The organism is Kitasatospora sp. NPDC034533, assembly GCF_055575155.1.
The window spans coordinates 1-22,589 of record NZ_JBVITE010000090.1; the positions used below are offsets into that span (position 1 = coordinate 1).

Below are 22,589 nucleotides of genomic sequence, written 5' to 3' on the forward strand. Positions count from 1 at the left end.
CCCCCCCCCCCCCCCCCCCCCCCCCCCCCCCCCCCCCCCCCCCCCCCCCCCCCCCCCCCCCCCCCCCCCCCCCCCCCCCCCCCCCCCGCGGTCGGGCCCTGGTTACGGGGTGAGTCGCAGGTGGATGGCGAGGACGCCGAGCCGTTCCTTCTCGGGAGGGGAGACGTCGCGGCAGGCGGCGAGGAGTTCGGCCCGGGTCATGCCTTCGGAGCCGATCGCCTCGTGGTCCTCGGCGTCGGGCATGGCCTCGGAGGTGGGGTACTCGGCGACTTGACGACTTGGGTACGGCAGTGGGCGTCCTCGGATGCGAAGACGAGGGTCTGCCCGGTCCGGATCCTGCGCATGGAGGGGTAGCCGACACGTACCTCGACGGTCTTGGTGCCGGCGGCGATCAGGTCGAGGTAGGGGCGGCGGATGTGGATGACGCGGTCCTGGTCCGGCATGGGGTGCTGCTCCTGTTTCTGTGCCGAGGCGGGCAGAGACAGGGCGGTCACACGCTCGCGCAACCCGCCGGACGCGCCCCTGGGTTCAGCGGGTCGGACGGATCATCGCGATCAGCCGGGGCGAGTGCGGTGAGGGCTGCTGGGCGTTGAACGCCCGGTCTCCCCAGGCCTCGTAGCGGCTTTCCCGTCCATTGCCAAAACCCGCGCAGTATCAGCCCGGTCATGCGTCAGTTGACGGTCGAGACCGTTTGCCCGGAATCGTCGAGGGGCTATTTGCGTTCAGTGTCGTGGTCAGGTGGTATGCAAGAGGTGGGTGGGCCCCGGCGGTTCTCTCGCCGGGGCCCACCCACCCGTCGTTCACCCGTTACAGCCGCACCGGGAACTCGCCCGCCTTGACGGCGTCGAGGAAGCTCTGGAACGCGGCGGGGGCGAACTCCAGGACCGGGCCACGCCGGTGCTGCTTGGTGTCGCGCACCGGGATGGTGCCGGCCGGAGTCCGGCCGACCTCGACGCAGTTGCCGATCTCGCTGCTGCTGTAGCTGGACTTGGCCCAGCTGTAGCCGCCCTGGTCGAGGGTGGTGCCGTCGTGCATGGTCATCCTTTCAGTTGTCCCCAACTCGTACCGTTCGTCAGGGTTTCCCGGCATGTATGGCCGCGTCGCCTGCGGGCCGAGCGCTTGGGACATGAGCACCTCGAACTGACGGTTATGGCGGGCGGGTTTCGCCGGCTGGTCCTTGAACCTCAGGTCCTGCTCGATGTAGGCCCACGGCGTCCCCCGGCAGGTCGCCGAACAGGTAGACAGCGAAGGGCCCGGTGGTTCCCAGGTGATATCCGGGGCCACCAGTGAGGACCTGGATCGTGATGTTGTCCAGCGCGCGTACCTCGATCAGGCGCGGACGGCGGCACCGCGGTTCAGGTCTTCGGCTCAGACGTCGCCGAACTCGCCGCTGCGGACAGCGGCGATGAACGAGCCCCAGGCCGCAGCCGGGAAGACCAGAGACGGGCCGTGGGGGTCCTTGGAGTCACGGACGGGCATCAGGCCTGGGAAGCCGGAGGCCACCTCAACGCACTGTCCGCCGTTGCCGCTGTAGCTGCTCTTACTCCAGGAAGCACCTTTCAGGTCAACGTTCCCGCTCATGCTGAAGAGTCCCTTCGCGCCTTGCTGATCCTTGTGAGCGATGCCGACTGCGACAACGCTTCCACCTGAAGCAGATCGTATTCCCTCGCCCAAGCGGACACGATCGCCCGGTCGTTCTCCAGGTATCCACGCTGATGCGTCTCGGTGTACCCGAGCGAGGTGCCGTCGCCGAGATCAAGAAGCGACATGGACCGCATGAACGGGCGAAGCGCACCCAGGTCAAAGGGTGCGATTTGAACCACATAGTTGGGCCGTTGGGCCAACGTCTCCAGATGCTCCAGCTGTTGGGTCATGACAGCTTCCCCGCCAACCACGGTCCGAAGACAACTCTCGTCCAGGACCACATGCACCAGCGGAGCTGGATCCCTGTTGACTCGATCCTGCCGGTTCAGCAGCAGTCGAAGGCGTTCGGCCCCCTGCTCGGCCGTGACGCTTCCGCGCGCCACGGCACCGGTCTCCAGCGCCTCAGCGTAAGCGCGAGTCTGCACGAGACCGGGGATGACTCCCAATTCGAAGAGCCGGATGACCTTGGCCTCCCGCTCCTTGGCTACGTACTCCGGGTAGCCCGGCAGGAAGGAAGACCCTCTGAGGCTCCAGTACGTCAGTTCCAGTGTTCCGCCCGTGTCGAGGACCCTGTCGGCAACACGAACCCAGTCGAGTGTGGGATTGCGTGTCCCTCGTTCGAGGTTAGAAATCTGACTGTCACTTAGCTGAGTCAGCTCGCCAAGTTGGGTCTGCGTCAAGCCGGCCGCCTTGCGCAGCCTGCGCAGTTGGGCTCCGAAGGCCTTAAGGGGTGAAGCCGATGGATCCAGCTGAGACTCACGCACGGCCAAACCTCCACTGCCGGGACGAATACCACCCGGGGAAAGTGTCAAGTGGGAAAGCCTTCCGATCGTAGCGGGCAAAGCGCCACCATGGCTACAGCCGGTGATTCGCCGGAAGCGCAGCGCGACGTCTGGGGTCTCGCAGTCTCGTGCCCACCCACCGCTCAGCGCACCCCGTTCACACGCTCCCCTTGAGGTACTCCCCATGTTCACCGCCCGTCGCCCCCGCCCCTTCGTCGCGCGTCTCGACTCCTGTGTCGAATCCGCGCCGCTGGCCCGCTACTTGCTGCGCGCCTACCTGTCCGGGCTGCCCGCCGGCGACCGCTACGCCGACACCGCCGAACTCCTCCTGTGCGAACTCTTCGCCAACGCCGTTCGGCACTGCGACGCTCCCGACGACCGGCACATCGAGGTCCGCTTCGCGCTGGTCGACTCCCGTCTCCGGCTGGAGGTCCACGACGCCGGGAGCGGCCGACCGTCCCTCCGTGCCGCCGGGCCGGAGGACGAGTGCGGGCGCGGTCTCCTTCTCGTCAACGAACTCGCCGAGCGCTGGGGCTGCTGCCCCCGTCCTGGCAGTCCCGGCAAGTTCGTCTGGGCCGTCATCGCCCCCACCCCCAACCCCGTCCTCTCCATCGCCTGAAAGCCGCCACCCTCATGCACCTCGTCACCCTCGCCCGGCACACCCTCTCGCGCGGCGCGACCCCCGCTGCCACGTACGCGCTCCTCGCTCGGTTGGGCCACCAGCCCATGCCCTGCGCCGAGGCCGTGTGCCTCGCCCTCGACATCCCTGCGGCCGAGACCGGCCGCCGCCTCGCCGACTGCCACGACGCCCTGCTCGCCGACCCCCGCCCCGACTCCGAGGCCGACACCGGCGAAGTCCTCGAAGCCCTCGGCGTCTTCGACGTCCCCAAGGAACTCACCCCCACCGAGCGCACTGTCGTCGCCCACCTCCTGACCGCCGTCGACGCCCACGGCGGCCTCCGCCCCGGCCACCACCACGGCCTCCAGCGCTGGTTCACCACCGGCAACCTCACCGCCGCCTACCTCTCCCTCACCTCCGCCACGCCCCTGCCCCGCACCGGCGACCCCGCCACCTACTGGGCCGCCCTCGTCACCGCCGGAGAACTCCTCACCACCACCCCCAACCCGGACACCCGCCTCCGCTACGCCCTCACCCACTGCCGCACCCAGGCCGCACGCACCTGAACACCTGCGGGACGAGAGATCGGCCCCGCCCATCCGGCGCCGCCGCTGGACCAGCGGCGGGGTATGACGCGGATCGCCCTGTGGGGGCGATGAGTTCGCGGTGTGGTCACGGTCCTACTTCGTGACCGCACCGCACTTCTTCGGAAGGACCACGTTGACGACCGCCACCCCCGCCGTGAAGGGCCCCGCCTCCTGCTTCCCGTCGATCGAGAAGGAGTACGGCCGCCCGATCGGAGGAGTGGAACGTCCTCGCTGAGAAAGCCGCCTGAAACGCACGGGGCGTCGCGGTCGCCGGTGTGCTCCGGGGTGCTCGCCCGGGGCTCCTAGCGCACCACGGGGATCTTCCCGGAGCGCCAGTCGGCCAGCCGCTTGCGGATGCTCGCCACCATCGGCAGCCCGTCCGTCTCGGCCGGGGTGAACCACGCCACCTCGTGGGACTCGTCGGACACCCGCAGCCGGCCGCCGAGCGGGCGGGCGAGGAGGCAGACGGAGAACTCCTGGCGGACCTCGCCGTCGTCGTAGGCGAAGACGTGGCCGGGGTCGGTGTAGGTGCCGACGATCCCGGTGATCTCGACGTCGATGCCGGTCTCCTCGCGCGTCTCGCGGATCCCGCACCCGGCGAGCGACTCGCCGATGTCCATCCGGCCGCCGGGCAGCGCCCACATCCCGTTGTCGGTACGCCGCTGGAGCAGGACCCGGCCCGCGTCGTCGACCACGACGACCGACGCGGCCGGGACCAGGGAGTTCGCCTTCGGGGCGTTCGGGTCGTCCTCATAGTCACGCCTGGGCACGATCCACCACCTCCGCCGCCGGGCCGGTCAGGAACGCTGGGCGAGCCGATGAGGGCCCGGGTAGCAGGACAGGGCGGCGTGCGAAGGCCCGTCGGCGATCTCGCCGTTCGTCAGCCACCGCACCACCTCGGCTTCCGGCACCCGCTCCACGGGCATCCCCTTCACGCGCACACCAGTTGCGCCCCCGACTCTCTCACGCGTGTGGCGGGCTCCCGCACAGGACTCTCGGCCGATCAGGGGGCCGGGGAACCCGGAGCGCGGGGGCACGCAGGACGATCGGCTGGATGGCGGTGGCCCCGCCCGGGCCGGGGCGGCGTGAGAAGTCGGCCCGGCCGACTTCTCACGCACGGCCGGGGTCGCGGGCGCCGGGCCGCGAAGGGGGACTCCCGGCCCGGCCGGTCGGGTGCGTCGCGGACCTCCTCCACCACGATCCCGCGGGCGGCCAGGTCCTGTTCGGCCTCGCCCCGCTCCCGGAAGCGCCCCCGCCCGTCCGAGGCGCGGAGAGGTCCGTACCTCTTCGCCCCCGCTGGCCGAACCCGGCCCGCCTCCCGGCGCCCCCGCCACCCGGCCATCCGGCGGTCCATCAGTCCCGGGAGCGCCGCCGGCCACTCCCGGCGGGGCCGTCGGGTTCCGGCCGAAGGCCCGGGCAGCGCTTGTCCGGAGGCGAAGCCGGCAGGAAGAGTGGAAGGCCGCCGGCCGGTGACCGCGTCCAACTCCCTTGCGAACGAGAGGACATCGTGATGACCGGCGACGTGTACGAGCCCCCGGTGCTGATCGAACTCGGCGATTTCACGGACCTCACCCGCGGCTTCGACATCGGCAACCAGCCCGACGTCCACGGCTACTACCTGATCCCCTGAGGACCGGGCAGTGAACGGCCACCGGCGGACGCGGTTCGTCGTCCTCCCGGACACCGACGCCGCGGCGGCGATGGCCGGGGTACGGGACACGGCCGCGAGCCGTGTCCTGCACCACCCCAGCGGCCGCCCCTGGACCCTCGGCCGCTGGCCCGCGGCGAGGCGCTCACCGCCCGGCCGGGCCGGTCGCCCTGGCCGTGTTCGGCACCTGTGACACCGGCACCCACCACCTGCGCCGCCACGCCGAACGCGTCCGCGACCCCGGCCGGGCGCTCGCCCTCGACCCGGCGGGCAGCTGCCACCTGATCGCCACCGCCCACACCACCGTCGCCGTCTGCGGCACCCTGTCCGGCCTGCGCCGCCTGCACCTCGCCGAGATCGACGGCGTCCCCGTCCTCGCCGACCGGGCCGACACCCTGGCCGGCGCGGCTCCCCCCGGCCCGCATCCGCCGGGTGATGCTCGCCCTGCGCCGCGGCGCCCGGCCCGCCGGCCAGGCCGAGGCGCCGGCCGCCCGGCAGGCCGTGGTCGCGCTCAGCATGCGCTGCGCCGGCCAGGGCTGCCTCCAACGCTCCATCGCCGCGGCCTTGTTGTGTCGCGCCCGGGGCAGCCGGCCGACCTGGCGCACGGGCGTGCGCACCGCCCCCTTCCGCGCCCACGCCTGGATCGAGGCCGAGGGCGCGCCCGTGGGCGAACCCGCCGGGATCGCCCGGTTCCATCCGCTGATCACCGTCGAGCCGAAGGCCCGTCCGGTCGGTTGACGGAGCGTCAACTGTGCTGTGGGGATTGGGGTAGATTGCTGCCCGTCGTCCTCGCGGCGGTGTGTCTCTCCCTCCTCGCAACCCTGGCCCGGGTCGTCCGGCCCGGGCGACGTGCGGTGGTGAGAGGAGACCGAGGTGGAAGACGGCGAGCCGGTCCGGGTGCGGACGTCGGAGAGGATCGGGCGGTGGCTGCGGCGCAACGCCGGGGTGATCGCGGTTCTGGCGACGGTGGTCGGGACGGTGATCGCGGCGGTGAAGTAGGGGCGACCCTGCCGAGGCGCCGGGCGGGGCCCGCAAGGGGACCCGGGAAGCCGGTCAGCCATCCCCGCCCAACACGAAGGCCCCCGACCAGGGAAGGTGGTCGGGGGCCTTTCGCCGCCCACCGTAGCGCACCCGCCCGTGTCGTGGAGGTCACGGCGTGGAGGCCGCAGCGGGCGGGGGCCGCGAGCGCCTGGTGCCCGGCCCGTGGCCAGGATGCGCGGGAGCCGGGGCCGCCGTCGGCGCGATCGAAGGACGGCGGCCCCGGCCCCGGCACGTGTTCCGTACGGGCGGGGCATCGACCGCGGATGCCCGTACGGCTGCGGTCTGCGCCCTATTGGACAACTTCAACAGCGCTTGAAGTCAAGACCCGGCGGAGGCGGGCCCCGCCCGAGGGCCCCGCCCGAGGGCGCCGCCCGGCGGCCGGGTAGCCTCGCTGCGGCGGGGGCCTGCGGGGGCGGACACGGACAAAGCGGACAGTGGACAGCGGACAGGGGCGGGGCGGATGACTGAGCGGCACAGCTACTGGCGGGCATCGGACGGTACGGCGGTCAGCGCCAGCCAGGCGCACATCGTGTGGACCAGAGCGGCCTACCCCGCCCTGGTGGAGGTGGCGCGCCGCTACCACGCGGTGATCACCTACGCGGACCTCGCCGAGGCCGTGCAGGAGGCCTCCGGGGTGCGCACCCGGATCCACCACCGGCACTGGATCGGCAAGGTGCTGTCCCTGGTGATCCTGGAGGCCCACCGGCGCGGGGACCCGCCGCTGACGGCCCTGGTGGTGCACGCCACCGACGGCCGGGTCGGCCCCGGCTACCAGGAGGTGCTGGCGGTGGCCGGACAGCCCCCGGTGGCCGCGGAGATGGACCGCGAGCAGCACGCGGCCGCCGCCCGACTGGCCTGCTACCGGCACTTCGGCGCCGACCTGCCCGCCGACGGCGGCACCCCCGCCCTGGCCCCGCGCCTGCGCGCCACGGTGGAGCGCAAGACCGCCGCCACCGCCGTGCTGCGCCCGCCGGCGATCTGCCCGTCCTGCTTCCTGGAGCTGCCCGCGACGCGGGTGTGCGACTCCTGCGGGCAGACCGTCGCGTAGGGCACGGACCGTCACACGGCGGCGGGCAGCCGCCCGGGCATCTGCCAGCCCTCGGCGAGCCGGGAGGGGGACAGACGCCGCCCGTCGCCGAAGAACTCGCAGAACTTCATGATCAGCGGGTCCCAGCCGACCGGGTCGACGTAGTGGTCGGTGCCGGGCACGATCAGGCTCTCCTCGACGTGGGCGCGCACCACCGTCACCTCGAAGGCGGTGCACCGGTCGCCGGTCAGCGCCGTCGCCGACGCCACCCGGCACTCCAGCTGCACCGGGCACTCGGCGGCGCGCGGCGCCTTCACCAGCTCGCCGGGCAGCTCGGTCAGCCCGGCGGCCTCGAACTTGCGCCGCTCGTGGCGGTAGCCCTGGCGCCGCCGGTACTCGGGGACGTGCGGGTTGGCGGTCAGCAGCGCCAGCGCGTCCACGGCGTCCACCTGCGCGGAGGACGGCAGGTTGAGCACGCACTCGCCCTCGCGCCGCAGGTTGGCGGCGGTCTGGGAGCTGTCGCCCAGGCCCAGGACGCAGGACTGGTTCAGCCACCACGCCGAGGACATCGGCATCAGGTTGGAGCTGCCGTCCTCGTTGCGGGAGCCGATCAGCACCACGGGGGTGCCGAAGTACAGGACCTTGAGATCAGTGACCTTGTGCACGGGGAACTGCCGTCCTCGGGAAGGGGAATCGTTGCTGGTCACGACTCTGCCTCCGGCCCGCGAGGGGACGCTGGCGGAGATCGGACATCCAGTTCCCGAGGACGGCGGCCCGGGCCGTCGCAGGCCCGGGCCCACGGCGTGAGGCACCCGGCCCACGGCGTGAGGCACCCGGCCCACGGTGCGAGACCCCGTCACGGCGTGAGGCGCCCGGCCCACGCGTGAGACCCCGTCACGGCACGAGGCCGGTCAGTCCACCAGCCCCTGGGCGGCGATCAGCCGGGCCTGGCCGTCACGCAGCCGGTAGGACAGGCCCACCACCGCGACCTTGCCCTCGGCGACCCGGGCGGCCAGCACCTGCGAACGCTCCACCAGCAGGTCCACGGTCTGGCGGATGTGCTCGTCCACGATCCCGTCCCGGTCCTCGATGCCCGCCGCCCTGGCGGACAGTACGCTCGGGGTCACCCGCTCCACCACGTCCCGGACGAAACCGCCCGGCAGCCGGCCCTCCTCCAGGGAGTCCAGCGCCGCCGCCACCGCGCCGCAGGAGTCGTGCCCCAGCACCACCACCAGCGGGCAGCCCAGCACGCTCACCCCGTACTCGATGCTGCCCAGCGCCTCCGCGCCGGTGACGTGCCCGGCGGTGCGCACCACGAAGAGGTCGCCCAGGCCCTGGTCGAAGATGATCTCGGCGGCCAGCCGGGAGTCCGAACAGCCGAACAGCACCGCGAAGGGGCGCTGCGCGGGGGCGAGGGCCTTGCGGCGGTCGGCGTCCTGGTTGGGGTGCTCGGGGTTGCCCGCGACGAACCGGGCGTTGCCCTCCATCATCACCCGCAGTGCCTGGGCGGGGTCGGTCAGGAAGCCGTCCGCGGAGGCGCCGGCCGGGCCGGGCGCCGGGCCGTCGGCGGGGTTGTCGGTCGGGCCGGGCTCGGAGTCGGATATCGGTGTGGGGATCATGCCAGCACCCTAGATCGCCGCAGGTGGAGTGCGCAGCCGGGGGTCACGGAACGGACGGCGTCCGGGCGGCCCCGGAACCCGCCCGCGGGGCGCGGCGCAGGGCGAGGACGGTGACGTCGTCGCGGCTGCGCCCGCCGCCCCAGTGCCGGGCCCGCCGGTCCAGGGCCTCGGGCAGGGCCTCGGCGGGCAGCGCGGCGAGGTCGGCCAGGCCCTGTTCGACGGGGTAGAACGTGCCGGAGGCGTCCTGGGCCTCGGTGATGCCGTCGGTGAGCAGCACCAGCACCCCGTCCCCGGGCAGCACGAAGCGCCGCACGGGGCGGGGAGCGCCGGCGGGGGCGGCGAGCGAGGCGAGGCCGAGTGGGAGGCCGGCCTCCAGGGCGACGGGCTCCACCCGGCCGTCGGGGTGCAGCAGGTAGGGGGCGAGATGGCCGCAGTTGACGGCCCGCACCTCGGTGGCACGGACGCCCCCGCCGCCGTCCTGCCCATCGTCGTCCCGCGCGTCGCCGTCCCGTCCGTCGCTGTCCCGTCCGCCGTCGTCCCGCGCGTCGCTGTCCCGTCCCCCGCCGTCCCGTCCGTCGTCGTCCCGCGCGCCGCGGACGCACAGCACGGTCGCCGTGACGAAGCGCTCCTGCTCGCCGCTCTGCACCGCGTAGGCGTTGTGCCGCTCCACCGCCGCCTCCAGCGCGTCGGCGACGGCGGCCAGCCGCGCCTCCCGGAAGGCCGCCTCCCGGAACGCGCTCAGCACCGCGAAGCCCGTCCCGATCGCGGGCAGCCCCTTGCCCTGGACGTCGCCGACCAGCACCCGGGTGCCGTGCGGGGTCGCCACGACGTCGTACAGGTCGCCGCCGATCAGCGCGTCCTGCTCCACCGGCCGGTACAGCCCGTCCAGGCGCACGTCCGCGGTGGCCACGGGCAGCGGGCGCAGCAGCTGGCGCTGGAGGGCGACGGCGCTCTGACGCAGCCGCGACAGCTGCCGCTCGCGCCGCACCCGCCGGTCGCACAGGCCGATCACCGCCGCCTCGGCGGCGACCACGCCCAGCAGGGTGCCCAGCCGGGCCGGCAGGTCCCCGGGCGGCACCAGCACCGAGTGGAGCGCGACCACACCCGTCACCCACACCGAGACGGCCACCGTCTGGGCGACGGTGCCCAGGCCCGCCATCAGCGCGGGCAGGAACACCAGCAGCAGCACCAGGCGCGAGCCGGTGCCGCTGGCAGCCTGGACGAGCAGCACGGCGGCGGTGGCGGCCAGCACCCCCAGGGCCACCGCCCGGTTGCCGGGCGCGCGCGGGGCGGTGTCGTCGCTGTCCACCCGCCGCCCTCTCCGCCGTCCGGCCGTCGCTCCAGGGTGGTCGGCGCGCGGGCGGGCGCGCGAGCGGGCTGCGCCGGGCGGGGGACACCGCCTGTCGGCGCCGGTCGGTACGGTGGCCGGTGTGTCCCCTGGTACGAGCCCCGTGAACCGTACGTCCCGCCTGCCGCTGGACGACCTCGTCCGGCTGCGCCGGGCCCGGGACCGGATGGACCGCGAGTACGCGCAGCCGCTGGACGTGCCGGCGCTGGCCCGCACCGCGCTGATGTCCTCCGGCCACTTCTCGCGCAGCTTCCGCGCCGCCTACGGCGAGACCCCGTACAGCTACCTCATGACCCGCCGGATCGAGCGGGCCAAGGCGCTGCTGCGGCGCGGGGACCTGAGCGTCACGGAGGTGTGCATGGCGGTGGGCTGCACCTCGCTGGGCTCCTTCAGCACCCGTTTCACCGAGCTGGTGGGGGAGAGCCCCAGCGCCTACCGGGCCCGTGACCACCAGGAGGGCGCGGCGATCCCGGCCTGTGTCGCCAAGGTCCGCACCCGCCCGGTGCGGCGCCCGGACGCCGGGGGCCCCGGGGGCGCCGGACGGTAGCGTGAGCGGCATGAGCATCGAACTCGCACAGTGCTTCATCGCCGTCGACGACCACGACCGGGCGCTCGCCTTCTACCGTGACGTCCTCGGCTTCGAGGTGCGCAACGACGTCGGCTTCGAGGGCATGCGCTGGGTCACCGTCGGCTCGCCCGACCAGCCCGGCGTGGAGATCGTCCTGGAGCCCCCGCTGGCCGACCCGCACGCCTCCGAGGACGACCGCCGGGCCGCCGCCGAACTCCTCGCCAAGGGCCTGCTGCGCGGCGTCATCTTCCGCACCGACGACTGCGACGCCACCTTCGAGCGGCTGCGCGCGGCCGGCGCCGAGGTGCTCCAGGAGCCGATGGACCAGCCCTACGGGGTGCGCGACTGCGCCTTCCGCGACCCGTCGGGCAACATGCTGCGCTTCAACCAGCCGCGCACCGCCTGATCACCGCCGCGCCCGCGCCCGGGCTCGGGTCCGGGTTCAGGCGCGGGCACGGGCGCGGGCCCGGCTCAGGCAGGGGCCGGCAGCGGGTAGTCGGGCAGGGCGATGCCGTCGGCCTTGGCGAACTGGGCGGCCAGGACGGGGCGCAGTGGCCAGCGGCCCATCCAGCGCATGGAGGCGGCGCGCAGGCGGATCGCCAGGGCGCTGCCGGGGGCGTAGCCGTTCAGGCCGCCGGGCGGCAGTTCCTGGGCGCGGGCCACGTAGGGGCGCATCAGCTCCTCGTAGCGGGCGAAGGCGGCGGCGAAGTCGCCTTCGGCGGCGGCGAGTTCGCCGGCCAGCAGGTAGGCGCCGACCAGGGCGAGGCTGGTGCCCAGCCCGGTGAGGGGGCTGGGGCTGTAGCCGGCGTCGCCGAGCAGGGCGACCCGGCCGCGGCTGTAGCGGTCGAGGTGGACCTGCCCGAAGGAGTCGAAGGCGAAGTCGTCGGCGGTGCGCATCCCGGCCAGCAGCCGGTCGGTCCGCCAGCCGGCGCCGGCGAAGCGGTCGGCGAGCAGGCGCCGCTGGGCGGCGGTGTCGTGGCGCTCGTACGCCAGGGGCGCGCAGCGCAGGCCGAGGGAGGCCTTGACCTCGCCGGGCAGCCGGCCGGGGCGGGCGCCGGCCACCAGGCCGCCGGGGGCGTTGTACATCAGGAACCAGCCGTCGAGCTCGTGGGCGAGGGCGGGGTCGTGGACGGTGAACCAGGCGTGGTAGCCGCCGAGGGGGCGGTAGTGGGCGTCGCTGCCGGTGCCGTCGGTGCTGCCGGCGGAGGAGGTGTCGTCGGCGGAGGAGGTGCCGGCCGGGAAGGCGAGGCGGCGCACGGCCGAGTGCAGCCCGTCCGCGCCGACGACCAGGGCGAAGCGGCGGGCGGGGGCGTTCTCGAAGGCGACGGTGACGCCGTCCTCGTCCTGGTCGAGGGCGGTGACGGTGTCGCCCCAGAGGTACTCGACGCCGTCGGTGGCCTCGCGCAGCAGGTCGGCGAGGTCGCCGCGGAGGATCTCGATCTCGGAGACGATGCCCTCGCCGCCGAACAGGTCGACGGGTATCCGGGCGGTGGCGCGCCCGTTCCGGTCGACCAGGGCGATGCCGCGCTGGTCGACGCACAGCGCGCGCACCCGTTCCATCAGGCCCATCCGCTCGACCACGGTGCGCCCGGCGCCGCGCAGGTCGACGGCCTGGCCGCCGGGGCGCGGGCCGGGCGCGCGTTCGACGACGGTGGGGCGGAAGCCGTGGCGGCGCAGCCAGTGGGCGAGGGCGGGGCCGGCGATGCCGGCGCCGGAGACGAGGATGCCGGTGGCGCGGCTACCGGTGGTGCGGTTGTCCATGCCGAGGAATGTACGCCGTACGCATCCGCCTCAACAAGCCTTGCCCTGGGACTATTTGAGGCCAGTGCACTAGTGCGGTAGGGCGCTTCGGGACAGGCCGCGCGGCGCGCGGGGGCGTTCGCGCAGGCAGACGGCCCCGCGGGTGCACTAGTGCGGCACCATGGGGCGATGGAGATCACTCGACAGACAGTCAGTTCCGCTTCCCCCCTGGAGCCCCGGATCGGTTTCTCCCGGGCCGTGCGCAAGGGCGCCTACGTCGCGGTCGCCGGCACCGCCCCGATCGGCGAGGACGGCACGACGGTCGGCCAGGGCGACGTCCACGCCCAGACCGTCCGCTGCCTGGACATCGCCGAGGCCGCCCTGCGGGAGGCGGGCGCCACCCTCGCGGACGTGGTGCGCACCCGGATCATGCTCACCGACATGAGCCAGTGGCGGGAGGCCGCGCGAGCCCACGGCGAGCGCTTCGCGCAGATCCGCCCGGCCGCCACCTTCGTGGAGGTCTCGCGCTTCATCGACGAGCGCTGGCTGGTCGAGGTCGAGGTGGACGCGGTGATCGGCTGACGGACCGGCGGTGCCCGGGCGCTGCGCCCGACCGCCCGGGGAAGGGGCCCGGAACCGCCGTCGGTTCCGGGCCCCCGGGGTGTCCTCGGATCAGTTGGTCTCGTAGCGCGCGGCGGTGAAGTCCAGACCGGGCAGCAGGTCGGGCTTGGTGACGGTGGCGCCGCCGCCGGTGACCAGGCGGTTGCTGGAGTCGATCGCGGCGCCGCGGGCGGAGGCGCCGCCGGTGCCGAACGGAGTGGTGACGACGCCGGCCGTGCCCCAGCTGGTGTCGATGACGCCGTTGGAGGTGTAGCGGATCACGGTCTGGGTGCCGGTGTTGGGGTCCAGCGGGAAGGGGGAGATCTCGCCGCTCTCGCCGACGGCGTAGATCTTGCCGGAGGGTCCGAGAGCCACGGCGCGGGCCTCGTCCCCGGCGGCGGTGACCTTGGTGGTGGTCTTGCCGGCGGTGCCGAAGGCGGTGTTGAGGCTGCCGTTGGCGTTGAGTTCGGTCAGGCCGAAGGCGCCGGTGCCGATGATGTTGAACGGGTCGGGCGACTGGGCCAGTCCGGCGAGGACGATCTTGCCGTTGTTGCCGGTGTTGGTCAGGGCGATGCTGAAGGCGACGTCGGACAGCAGGCCGAAGGAGACGTTGGTGGAGCCGCCGGTGCCGAAGGAGGTGTCCAGCGATCCGTCGGCGGCGAACCTGGCGGCCAGGAAGTTGTCGGCGTTGGTGACGTTGTTGACGGAGAACCCGCCGGTGACGAGCTTGCCGTCGTCGCGCCGGGCGACGCCGAAGAAGTGGCTGGTGACACCGAGTTGCAGGGTGGTGAGTCCGAGGCCGCCGCCGAAGGAGGAGTCCAGGGTGCCGTTGGTGTTCAGGCGCAGCACCATGGCGTTGGGCCCGGCCGCCCCGGCTCCGACGATCTTCCCGTCCGGCTGGATGAGCAGGCTGCGGATGCCGTCGCCGAGCCCCCCGGAGATGTTGAGCAGCACCTTGCCGCCGGTGCCGAAGGAGGTGTCCAGCGATCCGTCGGTGTTCAGGCGGGCGATCGCGGCGGAGGCGGTCTGCTCGTTGGGGCCGGCCAGCCCCGCGACGACGATCTTCCCGTCGGCGGGCTGGATGGCCACGGCCCGGGCGAAGTTGGTGTTGGGTGCGGCGAGGAAGGAGAAGGCGACGGTGCCGGGCACCGCGCTGGAGCCGCCGAAGGTGGTGTCCAGGCTGCCGTCGGTGTTGTAGCGGGCCAGCGCGAACTGGGCGTTGCCGCCCACGCCGGGCAGGTTGAGCGCCGCCCTGCCGGCGGTGACGATCTTCCCGTCGGCGGGCTGGACGGCCAGCGCGTTGGCGATGTCCGGGAGCGAGGGCGTGCCGCCGAAGTCGGTGGTCACCTTGCCGCCGGTGCCGAAGGTGGGGTCGAGCGCGCCGGGCGTGGCGGCGGCGGGAACGGCGGTCACGAGGGCGAGGGCGATGCCGGCCGCGGCGGCGATCCGGCGCGGGCTGATCATGTGCATGCCAAATCCTTTCCGGGGGAGGGGCGGGCGGGCGCCCCGGGAGTGGCACCCGCCCGTCGGCGTGCCTGGTGGGCGGCCGTGCGGGCGGCGGTCGCGGGAGGCGGGCCGTCCGCGTGAGTGGCCGACGGTGCGTCGGTGATGGTGAAGCGGCCTGTGGGTCTCGAAGGTCGCGCACGCGGAGCGACGGCTCTGTCCGGGAAGGCGGGCGAACGCTTCCGCGCCTGCCCGGGCAGCGCGCTTTGCCGGCCACCTCCACGGAATATGCCGGAGGCTCAGGCCCGCGGCCAGTGCTGCGAAGGTGGCCGCTTCGCCATCATGGGCTACCGCCGCGCGCCGGGGCAAGCCCCGTCGTGCGCCAACACGCCTTCGCCGAGGGAGCTTTCGCCCCAGGCATCCAGCGGCGCCGCAGCGTCCCCGCCGCCCCCGCGGCGACGGCCACGGCCACCGGATCTTCGCCGGGCAGGACCCGGCCGACGTCGCCATGTCGGCTCGCCCGGAGGCGAGTTGACCGCAGCCATCGGCCCGTGCGCATGAACCGCCTTGACCTCAAGCCGGCTTGAGATCCTACGGTCGGTCGCGTCCCGACCAACGGATGAAGGAGCACGGGAACGTGACGATCAAGACCTACGCGCCGGACATCATCGCCGCCCAGCCCATCGGGGCCTGGGCGGGCGAGGTCTACCGCCGTGTGGTGGTCGAGGGCCTGCGCCGCCGACTGGCGGTCGAAGACCTCACCCAGCCGCACTGGTGGACGCTCAACCACGCCGCCGGCCGCCCCGGCGGCTGGACCCGCACCACCCTGACCGAACGGCTCACCCCCTACGACGACCAGAACACCGCCTTCGACGCCGTCTACGACGACCTGATCGCCCGGGGCTGGCTCACCGAGGCCGCCGACGGCGGGTTCACCCTGACCGAGGACGGCGAGGCCGGGCGCCTGCGCGCCCGCGAGCGCAACCTGGAGATCAACGAGCGCGCCCACCAGGGCATCGACCCCGCCGAGTTCGTCACCACGATCAACGTGCTGCGCCGCATGGTCGCGAACCTGGGCGGCAACGGGAACCTCCCCGACTGAATCCGGGCCCCGGCATCCGGTGCGGCTCCGTTCCCGGCTCCGGTTCCGCTCCGGTCCCGGCTTCGTCGGCGGGCTTCGACGGGCCGGGTGGGCCCGGGTGTGGAACGGTGGAAGGCCGGGGGTGTTGGTGTCCCGGTTGCGAGAGGAGTGGCCATGTCGTCCAAGCGCCGCCGCAAGAAGAAGGCCAGGGCCAGGCACAGGGCCAACCACGGCCGTCGCCCCCAGTACTGAGCCGCGGCCGAACGGGTGAACGGGTGAGGGCGCCCGGACGGTCCGCACCGGCCGTCCGGGCGCGCCGCCCCGCCGCTGGGGGCCGCCCTGCCGCTGGGGCTGCCGTCCGGGCGCGTCGCCCCGCCGTTCAGAGCCGTCCGCGCCCCAGGAAGCCGCCGCGCGCCACCTTGTGGTACTGGCAGTAGCCGACCCAGTCCGCGCCGAGGACCAGCTCCAGGACCACGCCCCGCCCGTCCGCCCGGGCCTCGCGCAGCAGCCGCGCCGGGTCCGCGTCCGGCGGGCTCTGCTCGCGCACGTGCAGCGGGCCGGTGTGCGAGCTCATCGGCATCGGCTCCCGGGGCGGCAGGCCGGGCCGCTCCCAGTGCAGCGTGGCGCCGGGGCTGGCCAGGCAGGGGGAGTGCATCCGCAGGCCGTCGGCGCCGATGCCGCCGTCGCGGTACCAGCGCAGCGCGTGTTCGAGGGTCCCGCCCGGGTCCGGTCCCTGGCCGCAGGCCTGCCACTCGGCCAGGCCCGCCGCCTCGATCCGGGGCAGCACGTCGAGGACGTCCTCCCGGACGACGAAGAAGGCGCGGGCGTGGATCCGGCAGACCAGCAGCGTGTCCCCGGGGTGGTCGCGGCCGTGGAAGGACGGGCGGGTGGACAGGTCCTGGATCTGGGTCAGCACGTGCTCGACCCCCGGCACCGACCCCATCGCCTCGACCAGGGCCCGGATCCGCTCCCGCTGCGCCGCCCGGGCGGCCCGCGCCCGGGGCGAGTTGACCAGCCCGGCCTTGCGCCGCTCGGTGGGCCAGTTGAGCGACCGCAGCTCCCGCGCGCCCTCGACGAGCCGGTACAGCGGCATGGCGACGAGGTAGAAGGAGCTCTTGGCCACGTCCTTCAGCAGCTTCCTCACCGGCAGCGGTCCTCTCGCCTCGCGCGCGTTCGCGCCCACACCCTGGCCGGTCGGGGCCCGGTGCCGCAATCCGCTCCGCTACTCAACTCTCCTCCGTGGCCGTGCTGTTGCTCAGTGCTTCCATCGCGGAGCGCAGGGCCCGGGGCCGTTCGAGGAGGTCGGTGCCGTCCGCCCACTGGTCCACCGCGCCCACCGGCGGCAGGGCGCGCAGCCGCTCGTCCGTGAGGCCGGCCAGCAGCGCCCGGGCGAAGCGCTCGGCGTGCAGCACCAGGTAGGGGCGGCCGTGGTACGGGCGGCGCGTCGCGGCCACGGGGGCGGTCAGGCCGAGCGCGTTGTGCCGGCGGGCCGCCGCCTCGTAGGCCTCGCACAAGTACCGTTCCCGGTCCGGGTACTGCCGTGCCGCCAGGGCGCCCCGCAGCAGCGGGCCGAGTTCGGCGGCGGCCTCGGTGCGGGCGAACGCGCTGCCCAGCCACTTGCCGTACGGGGCGTAGCGGCGCTCCGTCAGCAGGCACAGCCGCATCAGGTCGCGCACCAGGCGGGCGGTGGTCACGGCCGAGCCCAGGTCGTCGCCGGCTTCGGCGCAGCGGCCGACGAAGGCCTCCTCCTGGGAGAGGCGCTGCCACTGGCAGGCCAGCAGGTAGCGCCACACCTGGTCGGGGTACCAGGCCAGGCGGCGGCGTGCGGCGGTCAGCTCGCCGGGGCCGTCGTGGAACACCGCGCCGGCGGTCACCTCCAGCAGCCGCTGCTGGGGCAGGGCCAGCCAGTCGAGTACGTCCGGCTCCGGGGCGAGGGCCGAGGGGCCCAGCCGGTCGGCCAGCCAGGTGGGCAGGTCGTGCACCTCGACGCGGTGGTCCACCGGGCCGTCCGTCCGGGCCAGGTGGCGCACCGGGTCGTCCGGGTCCGGGCCGCGCCGGAAGTGGGTGGGCACGCCGCGCACCTGCTTGGGCAGGCGGTGCGCCAGCAGCTCGCGCAGGCGGGGCCCGTGGCGGGTGGCGTCGGCGGGGGAGAGGAACAGCTCCAGGCGCGGGCCCCAGTCGTGGTCGGCGGAGCGGGCGGTGTCGAAGCCCAGCACCTCGGAGCCGGCGCCCACGCGCGCCGCCGCGTACGGCAGGTGGGGGAACTCCCGTGCCAGCAGCGGCCGTACGGCCTCCTCGTAGAGCAGGCGGGCCAGTTCCAGCCCGGGAGTGAACGTGTCGCCGGGGGTGTCAGGAGTGCTCACGGCGCCCACTGTGCCGGTGGGCGGGGCCGTCGGCCAGCGGATTCCCGCCGGGGCGGTGCGTGCCCGGGGCGGCCTGGGGCGGTGCGGCCGTCGCGAGATCCCCGCGCGGTCGCCGCCGCCGTCGTACGGCCGCCCGTGCGGTTGCCGCGTGTCGGCGGGCCCGGAAGGCTGGGGGCACCCAGGGGGAGCACCCGGAAGATCAGGAGTCCCCGCGCATGTCCCCGAAGACCGTCGCCGTCGCCGCCGCGGCCCTCGTCTCCACCGTCGTCCTCGCGCACTTCGCCCACGCGGGCGCGCCCGTCACCCTGACCATGGCCACCGGCAGCGCCGACTGCACGGTCCTGTGGGCGAAGGACGGCGTCACCTTCAAGCCGCTGACACCCGGCAGCACCGCCTCGGCCTTCCAGGACAAGGACGCCACCGGCACGGTCACCATCGACCTCACCGCCGCCGGCAACCCCGTCACCCTGGCGAACTCGGTCTACATCCGGACGGCGGCCAAGGGGGGATTCACCCTGACCGACGCCTCCGGCCACTACGTGCAGGTCTCGAACCTGGAGGGCAGCCTCTCCGGCGACAGCACGTTCGTCGTGCAGACCGGCAGCGACCCGGCGGGCACCCGCCTCCCCGTGTACAACATCCCCACCCGGCCGCAGATCAGCCCCGACGTGCACTCCGTGGTCCCGCCCCGGGTCGACCTGGCGCTCTCCGACATCCGGATGCGGGTGCTGCCGGAGTTCGCGAACGTCGTGAACGGCGCGTTCGGCGCCGGCAGCATCCAGCCCGGGGACCTGCTCGGCACCTGCACCGCGCAGACCACCTCCTGACTTTTTGACCTCCTGACCTCCTGACCTCCTGATCTCAGGACCTCGGGGCCGGCAGGGACCGCCTGGGACCGCCTGGGGGCCGTCAGCGTCCGAGGTGGTCGGCCAGGGACTCGACCGTGCGCCGGCGGGCGGTGAACAGCGACACCGCCGAGCCGTCCGCGAAGTGCAGCCGGAACCGCGCCATCGCCTGGCGTCTGGGGCGCCGTTCCACCCGCAGGACCAGGTGGCGAGGGGCGTGCCACAGCAGCTCGCCGGGCTTGCGGACGTCCAGGGTCGTGACGAACGCGGCCCGGCGGTCGGTGACGGCCAGCAGCTTGACCCGTCCGCCGCCCGCCGTGCTCGGGAAGCCGCTCGCCAGGCTGCCCGAGGGGCCGGACACCGCGCCGAGCCGGCCCAGCCTGTTGCCGGCCCACGCCCCGGGACCGTGCCCGACTCCGCTCGCTCCCGCCACCGGGACCACCGTGGCGAGGTCCAGCAGGTGCTCGCCGGGTTCCAGCAGCGGGTCCACGGCCGTGCGGTAGCGGTTCAGCAGAGCGTCAGTCATACCGTCAGATTAGATGAGCGGGATGGGGGTCCTGGACGGTCCCGGGGCCCTGCCGCGGACGTAGGTCCCCAGCCCGGTACGCCGCCGGGGTGCCGGGGCCTACCGTCCCGTGCCGTGGATACGACAGGAATTCTGGACGAGGCGCTCGAACGGCTGCACGGCTCGGGGCCCGAGCGGCTCGGGCGGCTCACCAACCACGCGCCGATGGCCGTCGAGGCCCTCGCCGCCCACGGGCAGGCCCGCTCGGTGCACCGCTGGCTCGACCGGTACGCGACCAAACTGGAGGACTTCCCGGCCCGCGTCGAGCCGGTCACGGACGCCAACTGGCGGGCGGCGCTGGGCGATCCGCGCCGGGTGGCCGACTGGATCGGCCACTTCGAGCGCGAGGTCGCCGCCCGTCCCTGGCGCGAGGTGCTCACCCGGTGGTGGCCCCGGCTGCTGCCCGGCCTGTACGGCGGCTCGACGCACCCGGTGATCCGGGTGGGGCACGCGGTGCGCACCCTGCTGTCCGGGCCGGCCACCGCACCCCGGCTGAACGAACTCGCCCACGGCCTCGGCTACTGGGCCGCCCGCCATCGGCCCCTCGCCCCGGCCGCTCCACTGCCCGGCGCGGATTCGGCGGGCGCCGCCCTCGACGCGGTGCCGGCCATCGCCGTCCAGGACGGCGGCTTCCCGGACAGGCTGGAGCGCGTCACGGCCCTGCCGGCCTGGGCCGGGTCCGTGACGCGACCGCAGGAGGCGCACGACCGGCTCGCCGAACTGGTACGGGCGGCGACCCACCGGTACGCCGCCCACGGCCACGGCGAGGAGACGATGCTGGTCCACGCGGCTACGGCGCCCAACGCCGTCCTGCGCGCCCTGCCCGCGCTCCCGCCCGCCCTGTGGCCGTCGAGCCTGCGGGCGGCCTGGACGGCCTCGGCGGCCGTGACCGCGATGTACGCGTCCGCCGCGCCGGTGGCCTACGCGCCACGCGTCGTGCCCGCCCCCGAGGAGGTGTTCGAGCTGGCACTGGCACACGGCGACGAACACGTCATCAAACTCACCGACACGGCCCTGGACGTCGGCGACGCACCCGCGTTGGCGGCGGCGCTGCGGTCGATGGAGCTGAGCGCCCGCCCGGCCTGAGGAACGGCGGAACTCGCGCGCCCCGCCCGTCGTCGGATCCGGCCGGGTCGAACGTGTACCCCGAAGGCGCCAACTCACCGACGCCGCATGCCTCCAGCCCGAAGGAGTCCCGATCATGCGGAAACTCGTCATCGACCTGGTCGAGCGCACCGTCGCCACCTACGCCGTGGCGTTCCTCGGCCTGCTGCTCGCCGACAAGTTCGACCTGACGTCCTTCACCGCCATCAAGGCGGCGGCGGTGGCGGCACTGCCCGCCGCCCTGACCGTGGTCAAGGGCGCGGTCGCCACCCTCGTCGGCGACCCCAAGTCCGCCGCCTTCCTCTCGACCCCCCGCGACTGACCGGCCGGGAGGAGCCGGGCCGCCTGGCGCCGACAGGTGGCCGAGAGCGGGAGTTCATCGGGCCGTGTCCTCATCCAGCGGGCACGGCCGCACCCCGAGCGGCTGGCGGCGAGGAGGCGAAGACTTCCGCCTCACTGTCAACCCGGGTTTGTGATTTCCGGGCGGTCTGCGTGAGAGGCTCCTGAGTTTGACAACAAACGCCATTTCCTGATGACAGGTCCGAATGAAGATGATCCTGGCTAGTTAGATCACATACGTCCGAAGCTTTGTCTTATCAATTTCTCATCTTTGCTTGACACTTACGCAGGCGAGCCAGAAGGATCCGCGTCGATTGCATGAAAATCGATGACCTCTGGGAGCATGGTGTCGACTGAGATATCCGGACGCAGACGGTCCGCACGCGGCCTGCTGGCCGCTGCGCTCACTGCCACTGTCCTGGTCGGAGCGGGGGCCCTTCCGGGCTCCGCGTCACCGGCCGCCGCAACGAATGAGGAAGGCGGTACACCAGGGGCGTCCGCCTCGCCACAACTGGATACGCCGGAGGGTAGGGCCGTCCAAGAGGCCCGTAGGACCGGCGCACCGGTCGAGGTCACCGAACTGCGCACCGAGTCTGGGGATGTCGTCGCGCAGCCCGACGGCCGACTGATGTCCACCACGTACGTTCAGCCCAAGCGGGTGCGCAAGAACGGCCGATGGGCCGACATCGACCGCGCGCTGGACACACGACCGAACGGCATGGTGGCTTCCAAGGTCACCACCGTCGACGTCGAGTTCGCGGGGGGAGGAAAGGACCAGCCACTGGTGCGCATGGTCCGCGCGGGCAAGGAACTCAGGCTCGACTGGCCTCGGCCGCTGCCCTCTCCTGTCATCACCGGGGACACCGCCGAGTACCGGTCCGTCCTGCCCGACGTTGACCTCCGGCTCACCGCCACCCGCACCGGATTCAGCCAGGTACTGGTCGTGCACAGTGCGGCCGCCACGCTAAATCCCGAACTCAAACAGATCAGCCTCGGCCTCAAGAGCTCGGGGCTGGCCGTCAAACAGGGGGCCGACGGCGCGATGACGGCCGTCGACATCGCCGGTGGCGGCACGGTCTTCGAGGCGCCCGCGCCGATCATGTGGGATTCGGGGACGAAGCAGACCGATGGTGCCCAGGACGCAGACCCAGCTGTGAAGTCCTTTGCCGTCCAGGCGGAGTCGGACGCCGGATCCACCCGGGAGAGCAGCTTCTCCCTGGACGTCCGACAGGCTCCGGCAGACGGGTCCAAGATCGCTCCGATCAAGGTCGATGTCCCGCAGGCCCAGGACCGGCTGTTGCTGACGCCGGACCAGGCAATGCTGGCGGACCCGGCCACTGTCTACCCAGTCATGATCGATCCTTCCTGGAACACGCCGACCGCCAACGACTGGCTAGGCGTCCAGCGCGCCTACCCGAACGCCTCGTACTGGCACTTCAACGGCTCGCACGATTTCGGCGTTGGCTACTGCGACACCGGCCTCGACCGTCGTGCGCCCGCAACGACGTCAAACGGGTTTTCTTCCAGATCCCTAGTAGGGCTTGGTCAGATCGGTTCAACTGTGGCGTGTCCGTTGGCTGGTTGTGTCGTTGGCAGTGGGTGACACCTGGAGAGATGACGGAGGTC

General features: G+C 73.5%; 29 protein-coding genes and 1 pseudogene. 15 read left to right on the forward strand and 15 right to left on the reverse strand.

All coding sequences use genetic code 11. The features are described from left to right. Nucleotides 1-102 precede the first annotated feature (102 nt). From ACZ55U_RS35950 to ACZ55U_RS35970, 5 genes are all read right to left on the reverse strand, one after another. Nucleotides 103-243, reverse strand: coding sequence for a hypothetical protein (locus ACZ55U_RS35950; protein ID WP_465533311.1), 141 nt, complete (start codon nucleotides 241-243; stop codon nucleotides 103-105). Then, nucleotides 198-443 (reverse strand): ASCH domain-containing protein, encoded by a 246-nt coding sequence (locus tag ACZ55U_RS35955; RefSeq protein WP_465533255.1) that lies wholly within the window; start codon nucleotides 441-443, stop codon nucleotides 198-200. The genes ACZ55U_RS35950 and ACZ55U_RS35955 overlap by 46 nt, the downstream gene beginning before the upstream one ends. A 364-nt stretch (nucleotides 444-807) precedes the next feature. Continuing rightward, nucleotides 808-1,041: a DUF397 domain-containing protein gene (locus ACZ55U_RS35960; protein WP_465533257.1), complete on the reverse strand. Its 234-nt coding sequence runs from the start codon at nucleotides 1,039-1,041 to the stop codon at nucleotides 808-810. A gap of 327 nt (nucleotides 1,042-1,368) precedes the next feature. Continuing rightward, nucleotides 1,369-1,581, reverse strand: coding sequence for a DUF397 domain-containing protein (locus ACZ55U_RS35965; RefSeq protein WP_465533259.1), 213 nt, complete (start codon nucleotides 1,579-1,581; stop codon nucleotides 1,369-1,371). Beyond that, entirely contained in the window at nucleotides 1,578-2,408 is an 831-nt protein-coding gene (locus ACZ55U_RS35970; protein WP_465533261.1) for a helix-turn-helix domain-containing protein, read from the reverse strand. Before ACZ55U_RS35970 ends, ACZ55U_RS35965 begins: the two co-directional genes overlap by 4 nt. A gap of 202 nt (nucleotides 2,409-2,610) precedes the next feature. Here ACZ55U_RS35970 and ACZ55U_RS35975 point away from each other — a divergent pair, with 202 nt between their 5' ends. Continuing rightward, on the forward strand, nucleotides 2,611-3,045 hold the full coding sequence (locus tag ACZ55U_RS35975) for an ATP-binding protein (RefSeq protein ID WP_465533263.1): 435 nt from the start codon (nucleotides 2,611-2,613) through the stop codon (nucleotides 3,043-3,045). Nucleotides 3,046-3,059: 14 nt separating this feature from the next. After that, nucleotides 3,060-3,611, forward strand: a complete 552-nt coding sequence (locus tag ACZ55U_RS35980) for a hypothetical protein (RefSeq protein WP_465533265.1) — start codon at nucleotides 3,060-3,062, stop codon at nucleotides 3,609-3,611. A 323-nt stretch (nucleotides 3,612-3,934) separates the two neighbouring features. On the opposite strand, the gene ACZ55U_RS35985 is transcribed toward ACZ55U_RS35980, so the two are convergent. Together ACZ55U_RS35985 and ACZ55U_RS35990 are read right to left on the reverse strand one after the other, a co-directional pair. After that, entirely contained in the window at nucleotides 3,935-4,402 is a 468-nt protein-coding gene (locus ACZ55U_RS35985; protein WP_465533267.1) for an NUDIX hydrolase, read from the reverse strand. A 27-nt stretch (nucleotides 4,403-4,429) separates the two neighbouring features. Then, complete coding sequence (locus ACZ55U_RS35990; RefSeq protein ID WP_465533269.1) at nucleotides 4,430-4,567, reverse strand: hypothetical protein; 138 nt, start codon at nucleotides 4,565-4,567, stop codon at nucleotides 4,430-4,432. A 575-nt stretch (nucleotides 4,568-5,142) separates the two neighbouring features. On the opposite strand from ACZ55U_RS35990, the gene ACZ55U_RS35995 reads away from it, so the two are divergent. The 4 genes and pseudogenes from ACZ55U_RS35995 (at nucleotide 5,143) to ACZ55U_RS36010 (ending at nucleotide 7,369) form a co-directional block, all read left to right on the forward strand. Further along, nucleotides 5,143-5,262 carry a lasso RiPP family leader peptide-containing protein gene (locus ACZ55U_RS35995; RefSeq protein WP_465533271.1) on the forward strand — a complete coding sequence of 40 codons (120 nt, stop codon included), beginning with the start codon at nucleotides 5,143-5,145 and terminating at the stop codon, nucleotides 5,260-5,262. 429 nt (nucleotides 5,263-5,691) lie between these two features. Then, nucleotides 5,692-6,018, forward strand: a pseudogene (locus ACZ55U_RS36000) (lasso peptide biosynthesis B2 protein); the annotation flags it as partial. Nucleotides 6,019-6,153: 135 nt separating this feature from the next. Then, nucleotides 6,154-6,279: a hypothetical protein gene (locus ACZ55U_RS36005; protein WP_465533273.1), complete on the forward strand. Its 126-nt coding sequence runs from the start codon at nucleotides 6,154-6,156 to the stop codon at nucleotides 6,277-6,279. Between the two features lie 502 nt (nucleotides 6,280-6,781). After that, a complete protein-coding gene (locus tag ACZ55U_RS36010) occupies nucleotides 6,782-7,369 on the forward strand; it encodes a hypothetical protein (RefSeq protein ID WP_465533275.1) in 588 nt (195 codons plus the stop codon). A gap of 11 nt (nucleotides 7,370-7,380) precedes the next feature. On the opposite strand, the gene ACZ55U_RS36015 is transcribed toward ACZ55U_RS36010, so the two are convergent. The 3 genes from ACZ55U_RS36015 to ACZ55U_RS36025 all read right to left on the reverse strand — a co-directional run bounded on the left by ACZ55U_RS36015 (nucleotide 7,381) and on the right by ACZ55U_RS36025 (nucleotide 10,276). After that, nucleotides 7,381-8,013: a flavin reductase family protein gene (locus ACZ55U_RS36015; RefSeq protein WP_465533277.1), complete on the reverse strand. Its 633-nt coding sequence runs from the start codon at nucleotides 8,011-8,013 to the stop codon at nucleotides 7,381-7,383. A 246-nt stretch (nucleotides 8,014-8,259) separates the two neighbouring features. Beyond that, nucleotides 8,260-8,838: a carbonic anhydrase gene (locus ACZ55U_RS36020; protein WP_465533305.1), complete on the reverse strand. Its 579-nt coding sequence runs from the start codon at nucleotides 8,836-8,838 to the stop codon at nucleotides 8,260-8,262. Between the two features lie 172 nt (nucleotides 8,839-9,010). After that, nucleotides 9,011-10,276: a PP2C family protein-serine/threonine phosphatase gene (locus ACZ55U_RS36025; protein ID WP_465533279.1), complete on the reverse strand. Its 1,266-nt coding sequence runs from the start codon at nucleotides 10,274-10,276 to the stop codon at nucleotides 9,011-9,013. 205 nt (nucleotides 10,277-10,481) lie between these two features. On the opposite strand from ACZ55U_RS36025, the gene ACZ55U_RS36030 reads away from it, so the two are divergent. Next, nucleotides 10,482-10,862, forward strand: coding sequence for a helix-turn-helix transcriptional regulator (locus tag ACZ55U_RS36030; RefSeq protein WP_465533307.1), 381 nt, complete (start codon nucleotides 10,482-10,484; stop codon nucleotides 10,860-10,862). Between the two features lie 10 nt (nucleotides 10,863-10,872). Further along, a complete protein-coding gene (locus ACZ55U_RS36035; RefSeq protein ID WP_465533281.1) occupies nucleotides 10,873-11,289 on the forward strand; it encodes a VOC family protein in 417 nt (138 codons plus the stop codon). A 65-nt stretch (nucleotides 11,290-11,354) separates the two neighbouring features. Here the strand turns inward: ACZ55U_RS36035 and ACZ55U_RS36040 are convergent, their stop codons facing one another. Continuing rightward, nucleotides 11,355-12,644 carry an FAD-dependent monooxygenase gene (locus tag ACZ55U_RS36040; protein ID WP_465533283.1) on the reverse strand — a complete coding sequence of 430 codons (1,290 nt, stop codon included), beginning with the start codon at nucleotides 12,642-12,644 and terminating at the stop codon, nucleotides 11,355-11,357. 168 nt (nucleotides 12,645-12,812) lie between these two features. On the opposite strand from ACZ55U_RS36040, the gene ACZ55U_RS36045 reads away from it, so the two are divergent. After that, a complete protein-coding gene (locus ACZ55U_RS36045) occupies nucleotides 12,813-13,205 on the forward strand; it encodes a RidA family protein (protein ID WP_465533285.1) in 393 nt (130 codons plus the stop codon). A 90-nt stretch (nucleotides 13,206-13,295) separates the two neighbouring features. Here ACZ55U_RS36045 and ACZ55U_RS36050 read toward each other — a convergent pair whose 3' ends face one another. Continuing rightward, a complete protein-coding gene (locus ACZ55U_RS36050) occupies nucleotides 13,296-14,693 on the reverse strand; it encodes a delta-60 repeat domain-containing protein (RefSeq protein WP_465533287.1) in 1,398 nt (465 codons plus the stop codon). Between the two features lie 610 nt (nucleotides 14,694-15,303). On the opposite strand from ACZ55U_RS36050, the gene ACZ55U_RS36055 reads away from it, so the two are divergent. Then, the gene (locus ACZ55U_RS36055) at nucleotides 15,304-15,768 is read left to right on the forward strand and encodes a MarR family transcriptional regulator (RefSeq protein ID WP_465533289.1); all 465 of its coding nucleotides are present in this window, start codon (nucleotides 15,304-15,306) and stop codon (nucleotides 15,766-15,768) included. Between the two features lie 153 nt (nucleotides 15,769-15,921). Then, nucleotides 15,922-15,999, forward strand: a complete 78-nt coding sequence (locus ACZ55U_RS36060) for a hypothetical protein (protein WP_465533309.1) — start codon at nucleotides 15,922-15,924, stop codon at nucleotides 15,997-15,999. Between the two features lie 127 nt (nucleotides 16,000-16,126). On the opposite strand, the gene ACZ55U_RS36065 is transcribed toward ACZ55U_RS36060, so the two are convergent. Both ACZ55U_RS36065 and ACZ55U_RS36070 read right to left on the reverse strand, forming a co-directional pair. Then, entirely contained in the window at nucleotides 16,127-16,891 is a 765-nt protein-coding gene (locus ACZ55U_RS36065; protein WP_465533291.1) for a hypothetical protein, read from the reverse strand. Nucleotides 16,892-16,973: 82 nt separating this feature from the next. After that, nucleotides 16,974-18,110 (reverse strand): DUF4037 domain-containing protein, encoded by a 1,137-nt coding sequence (locus ACZ55U_RS36070; RefSeq protein WP_465533293.1) that lies wholly within the window; start codon nucleotides 18,108-18,110, stop codon nucleotides 16,974-16,976. A gap of 215 nt (nucleotides 18,111-18,325) precedes the next feature. Here ACZ55U_RS36070 and ACZ55U_RS36075 point away from each other — a divergent pair, with 215 nt between their 5' ends. Beyond that, nucleotides 18,326-18,937, forward strand: a complete 612-nt coding sequence (locus ACZ55U_RS36075; RefSeq protein WP_465533295.1) for a hypothetical protein — start codon at nucleotides 18,326-18,328, stop codon at nucleotides 18,935-18,937. A gap of 82 nt (nucleotides 18,938-19,019) precedes the next feature. Here ACZ55U_RS36075 and ACZ55U_RS36080 read toward each other — a convergent pair whose 3' ends face one another. Further along, on the reverse strand, nucleotides 19,020-19,481 hold the full coding sequence (locus tag ACZ55U_RS36080) for a hypothetical protein (protein WP_465533297.1): 462 nt from the start codon (nucleotides 19,479-19,481) through the stop codon (nucleotides 19,020-19,022). Nucleotides 19,482-19,595: 114 nt separating this feature from the next. Between ACZ55U_RS36080 and ACZ55U_RS36085 the strand changes: the two genes are divergently transcribed. The 3 genes from ACZ55U_RS36085 (at nucleotide 19,596) to ACZ55U_RS36095 (ending at nucleotide 22,566) form a co-directional block, all read left to right on the forward strand. Beyond that, nucleotides 19,596-20,606, forward strand: coding sequence for a questin oxidase family protein (locus ACZ55U_RS36085; protein ID WP_465533299.1), 1,011 nt, complete (start codon nucleotides 19,596-19,598; stop codon nucleotides 20,604-20,606). Between the two features lie 115 nt (nucleotides 20,607-20,721). Next, entirely contained in the window at nucleotides 20,722-20,946 is a 225-nt protein-coding gene (locus ACZ55U_RS36090) for a holin (protein ID WP_465533301.1), read from the forward strand. 645 nt (nucleotides 20,947-21,591) lie between these two features. After that, entirely contained in the window at nucleotides 21,592-22,566 is a 975-nt protein-coding gene (locus ACZ55U_RS36095; protein ID WP_465533303.1) for a hypothetical protein, read from the forward strand. Nucleotides 22,567-22,589 lie beyond the last annotated feature (23 nt).

Coding starts and splice junctions, on each gene's coding strand:
- ACZ55U_RS36040 (WP_465533283.1), bottom strand. CDS start 12,644: ATGGACAACCGCACCACCGGTAGCCGCGCCACCGGCATCCTCGTCTCC.
- ACZ55U_RS36060 (WP_465533309.1), top strand. CDS start 15,922: ATGTCGTCCAAGCGCCGCCGCAAGAAGAAGGCCAGGGCCAGGCACAGG.
- ACZ55U_RS36050 (WP_465533287.1), bottom strand. CDS start 14,693: ATGCACATGATCAGCCCGCGCCGGATCGCCGCCGCGGCCGGCATCGCC.
- ACZ55U_RS35950 (WP_465533311.1), bottom strand. CDS start 243: ATGCCCGACGCCGAGGACCACGAGGCGATCGGCTCCGAAGGCATGACC.
- ACZ55U_RS36090 (WP_465533301.1), top strand. CDS start 20,722: ATGCGGAAACTCGTCATCGACCTGGTCGAGCGCACCGTCGCCACCTAC.
- ACZ55U_RS36045 (WP_465533285.1), top strand. CDS start 12,813: ATGGAGATCACTCGACAGACAGTCAGTTCCGCTTCCCCCCTGGAGCCC.
- ACZ55U_RS35995 (WP_465533271.1), top strand. CDS start 5,143: ATGACCGGCGACGTGTACGAGCCCCCGGTGCTGATCGAACTCGGCGAT.
- ACZ55U_RS36035 (WP_465533281.1), top strand. CDS start 10,873: ATGAGCATCGAACTCGCACAGTGCTTCATCGCCGTCGACGACCACGAC.
- ACZ55U_RS36080 (WP_465533297.1), bottom strand. CDS start 19,481: ATGACTGACGCTCTGCTGAACCGCTACCGCACGGCCGTGGACCCGCTG.
- ACZ55U_RS35980 (WP_465533265.1), top strand. CDS start 3,060: ATGCACCTCGTCACCCTCGCCCGGCACACCCTCTCGCGCGGCGCGACC.
- ACZ55U_RS35965 (WP_465533259.1), bottom strand. CDS start 1,581: ATGAGCGGGAACGTTGACCTGAAAGGTGCTTCCTGGAGTAAGAGCAGC.
- ACZ55U_RS36095 (WP_465533303.1), top strand. CDS start 21,592: ATGTCCACCACGTACGTTCAGCCCAAGCGGGTGCGCAAGAACGGCCGA.
- ACZ55U_RS35960 (WP_465533257.1), bottom strand. CDS start 1,041: ATGACCATGCACGACGGCACCACCCTCGACCAGGGCGGCTACAGCTGG.
- ACZ55U_RS36075 (WP_465533295.1), top strand. CDS start 18,326: ATGTCCCCGAAGACCGTCGCCGTCGCCGCCGCGGCCCTCGTCTCCACC.
- ACZ55U_RS35975 (WP_465533263.1), top strand. CDS start 2,611: ATGTTCACCGCCCGTCGCCCCCGCCCCTTCGTCGCGCGTCTCGACTCC.
- ACZ55U_RS36010 (WP_465533275.1), top strand. CDS start 6,782: ATGACTGAGCGGCACAGCTACTGGCGGGCATCGGACGGTACGGCGGTC.
- ACZ55U_RS36030 (WP_465533307.1), top strand. CDS start 10,482: ATGGACCGCGAGTACGCGCAGCCGCTGGACGTGCCGGCGCTGGCCCGC.
- ACZ55U_RS35955 (WP_465533255.1), bottom strand. CDS start 443: ATGCCGGACCAGGACCGCGTCATCCACATCCGCCGCCCCTACCTCGAC.
- ACZ55U_RS36020 (WP_465533305.1), bottom strand. CDS start 8,838: ATGATGGAGGGCAACGCCCGGTTCGTCGCGGGCAACCCCGAGCACCCC.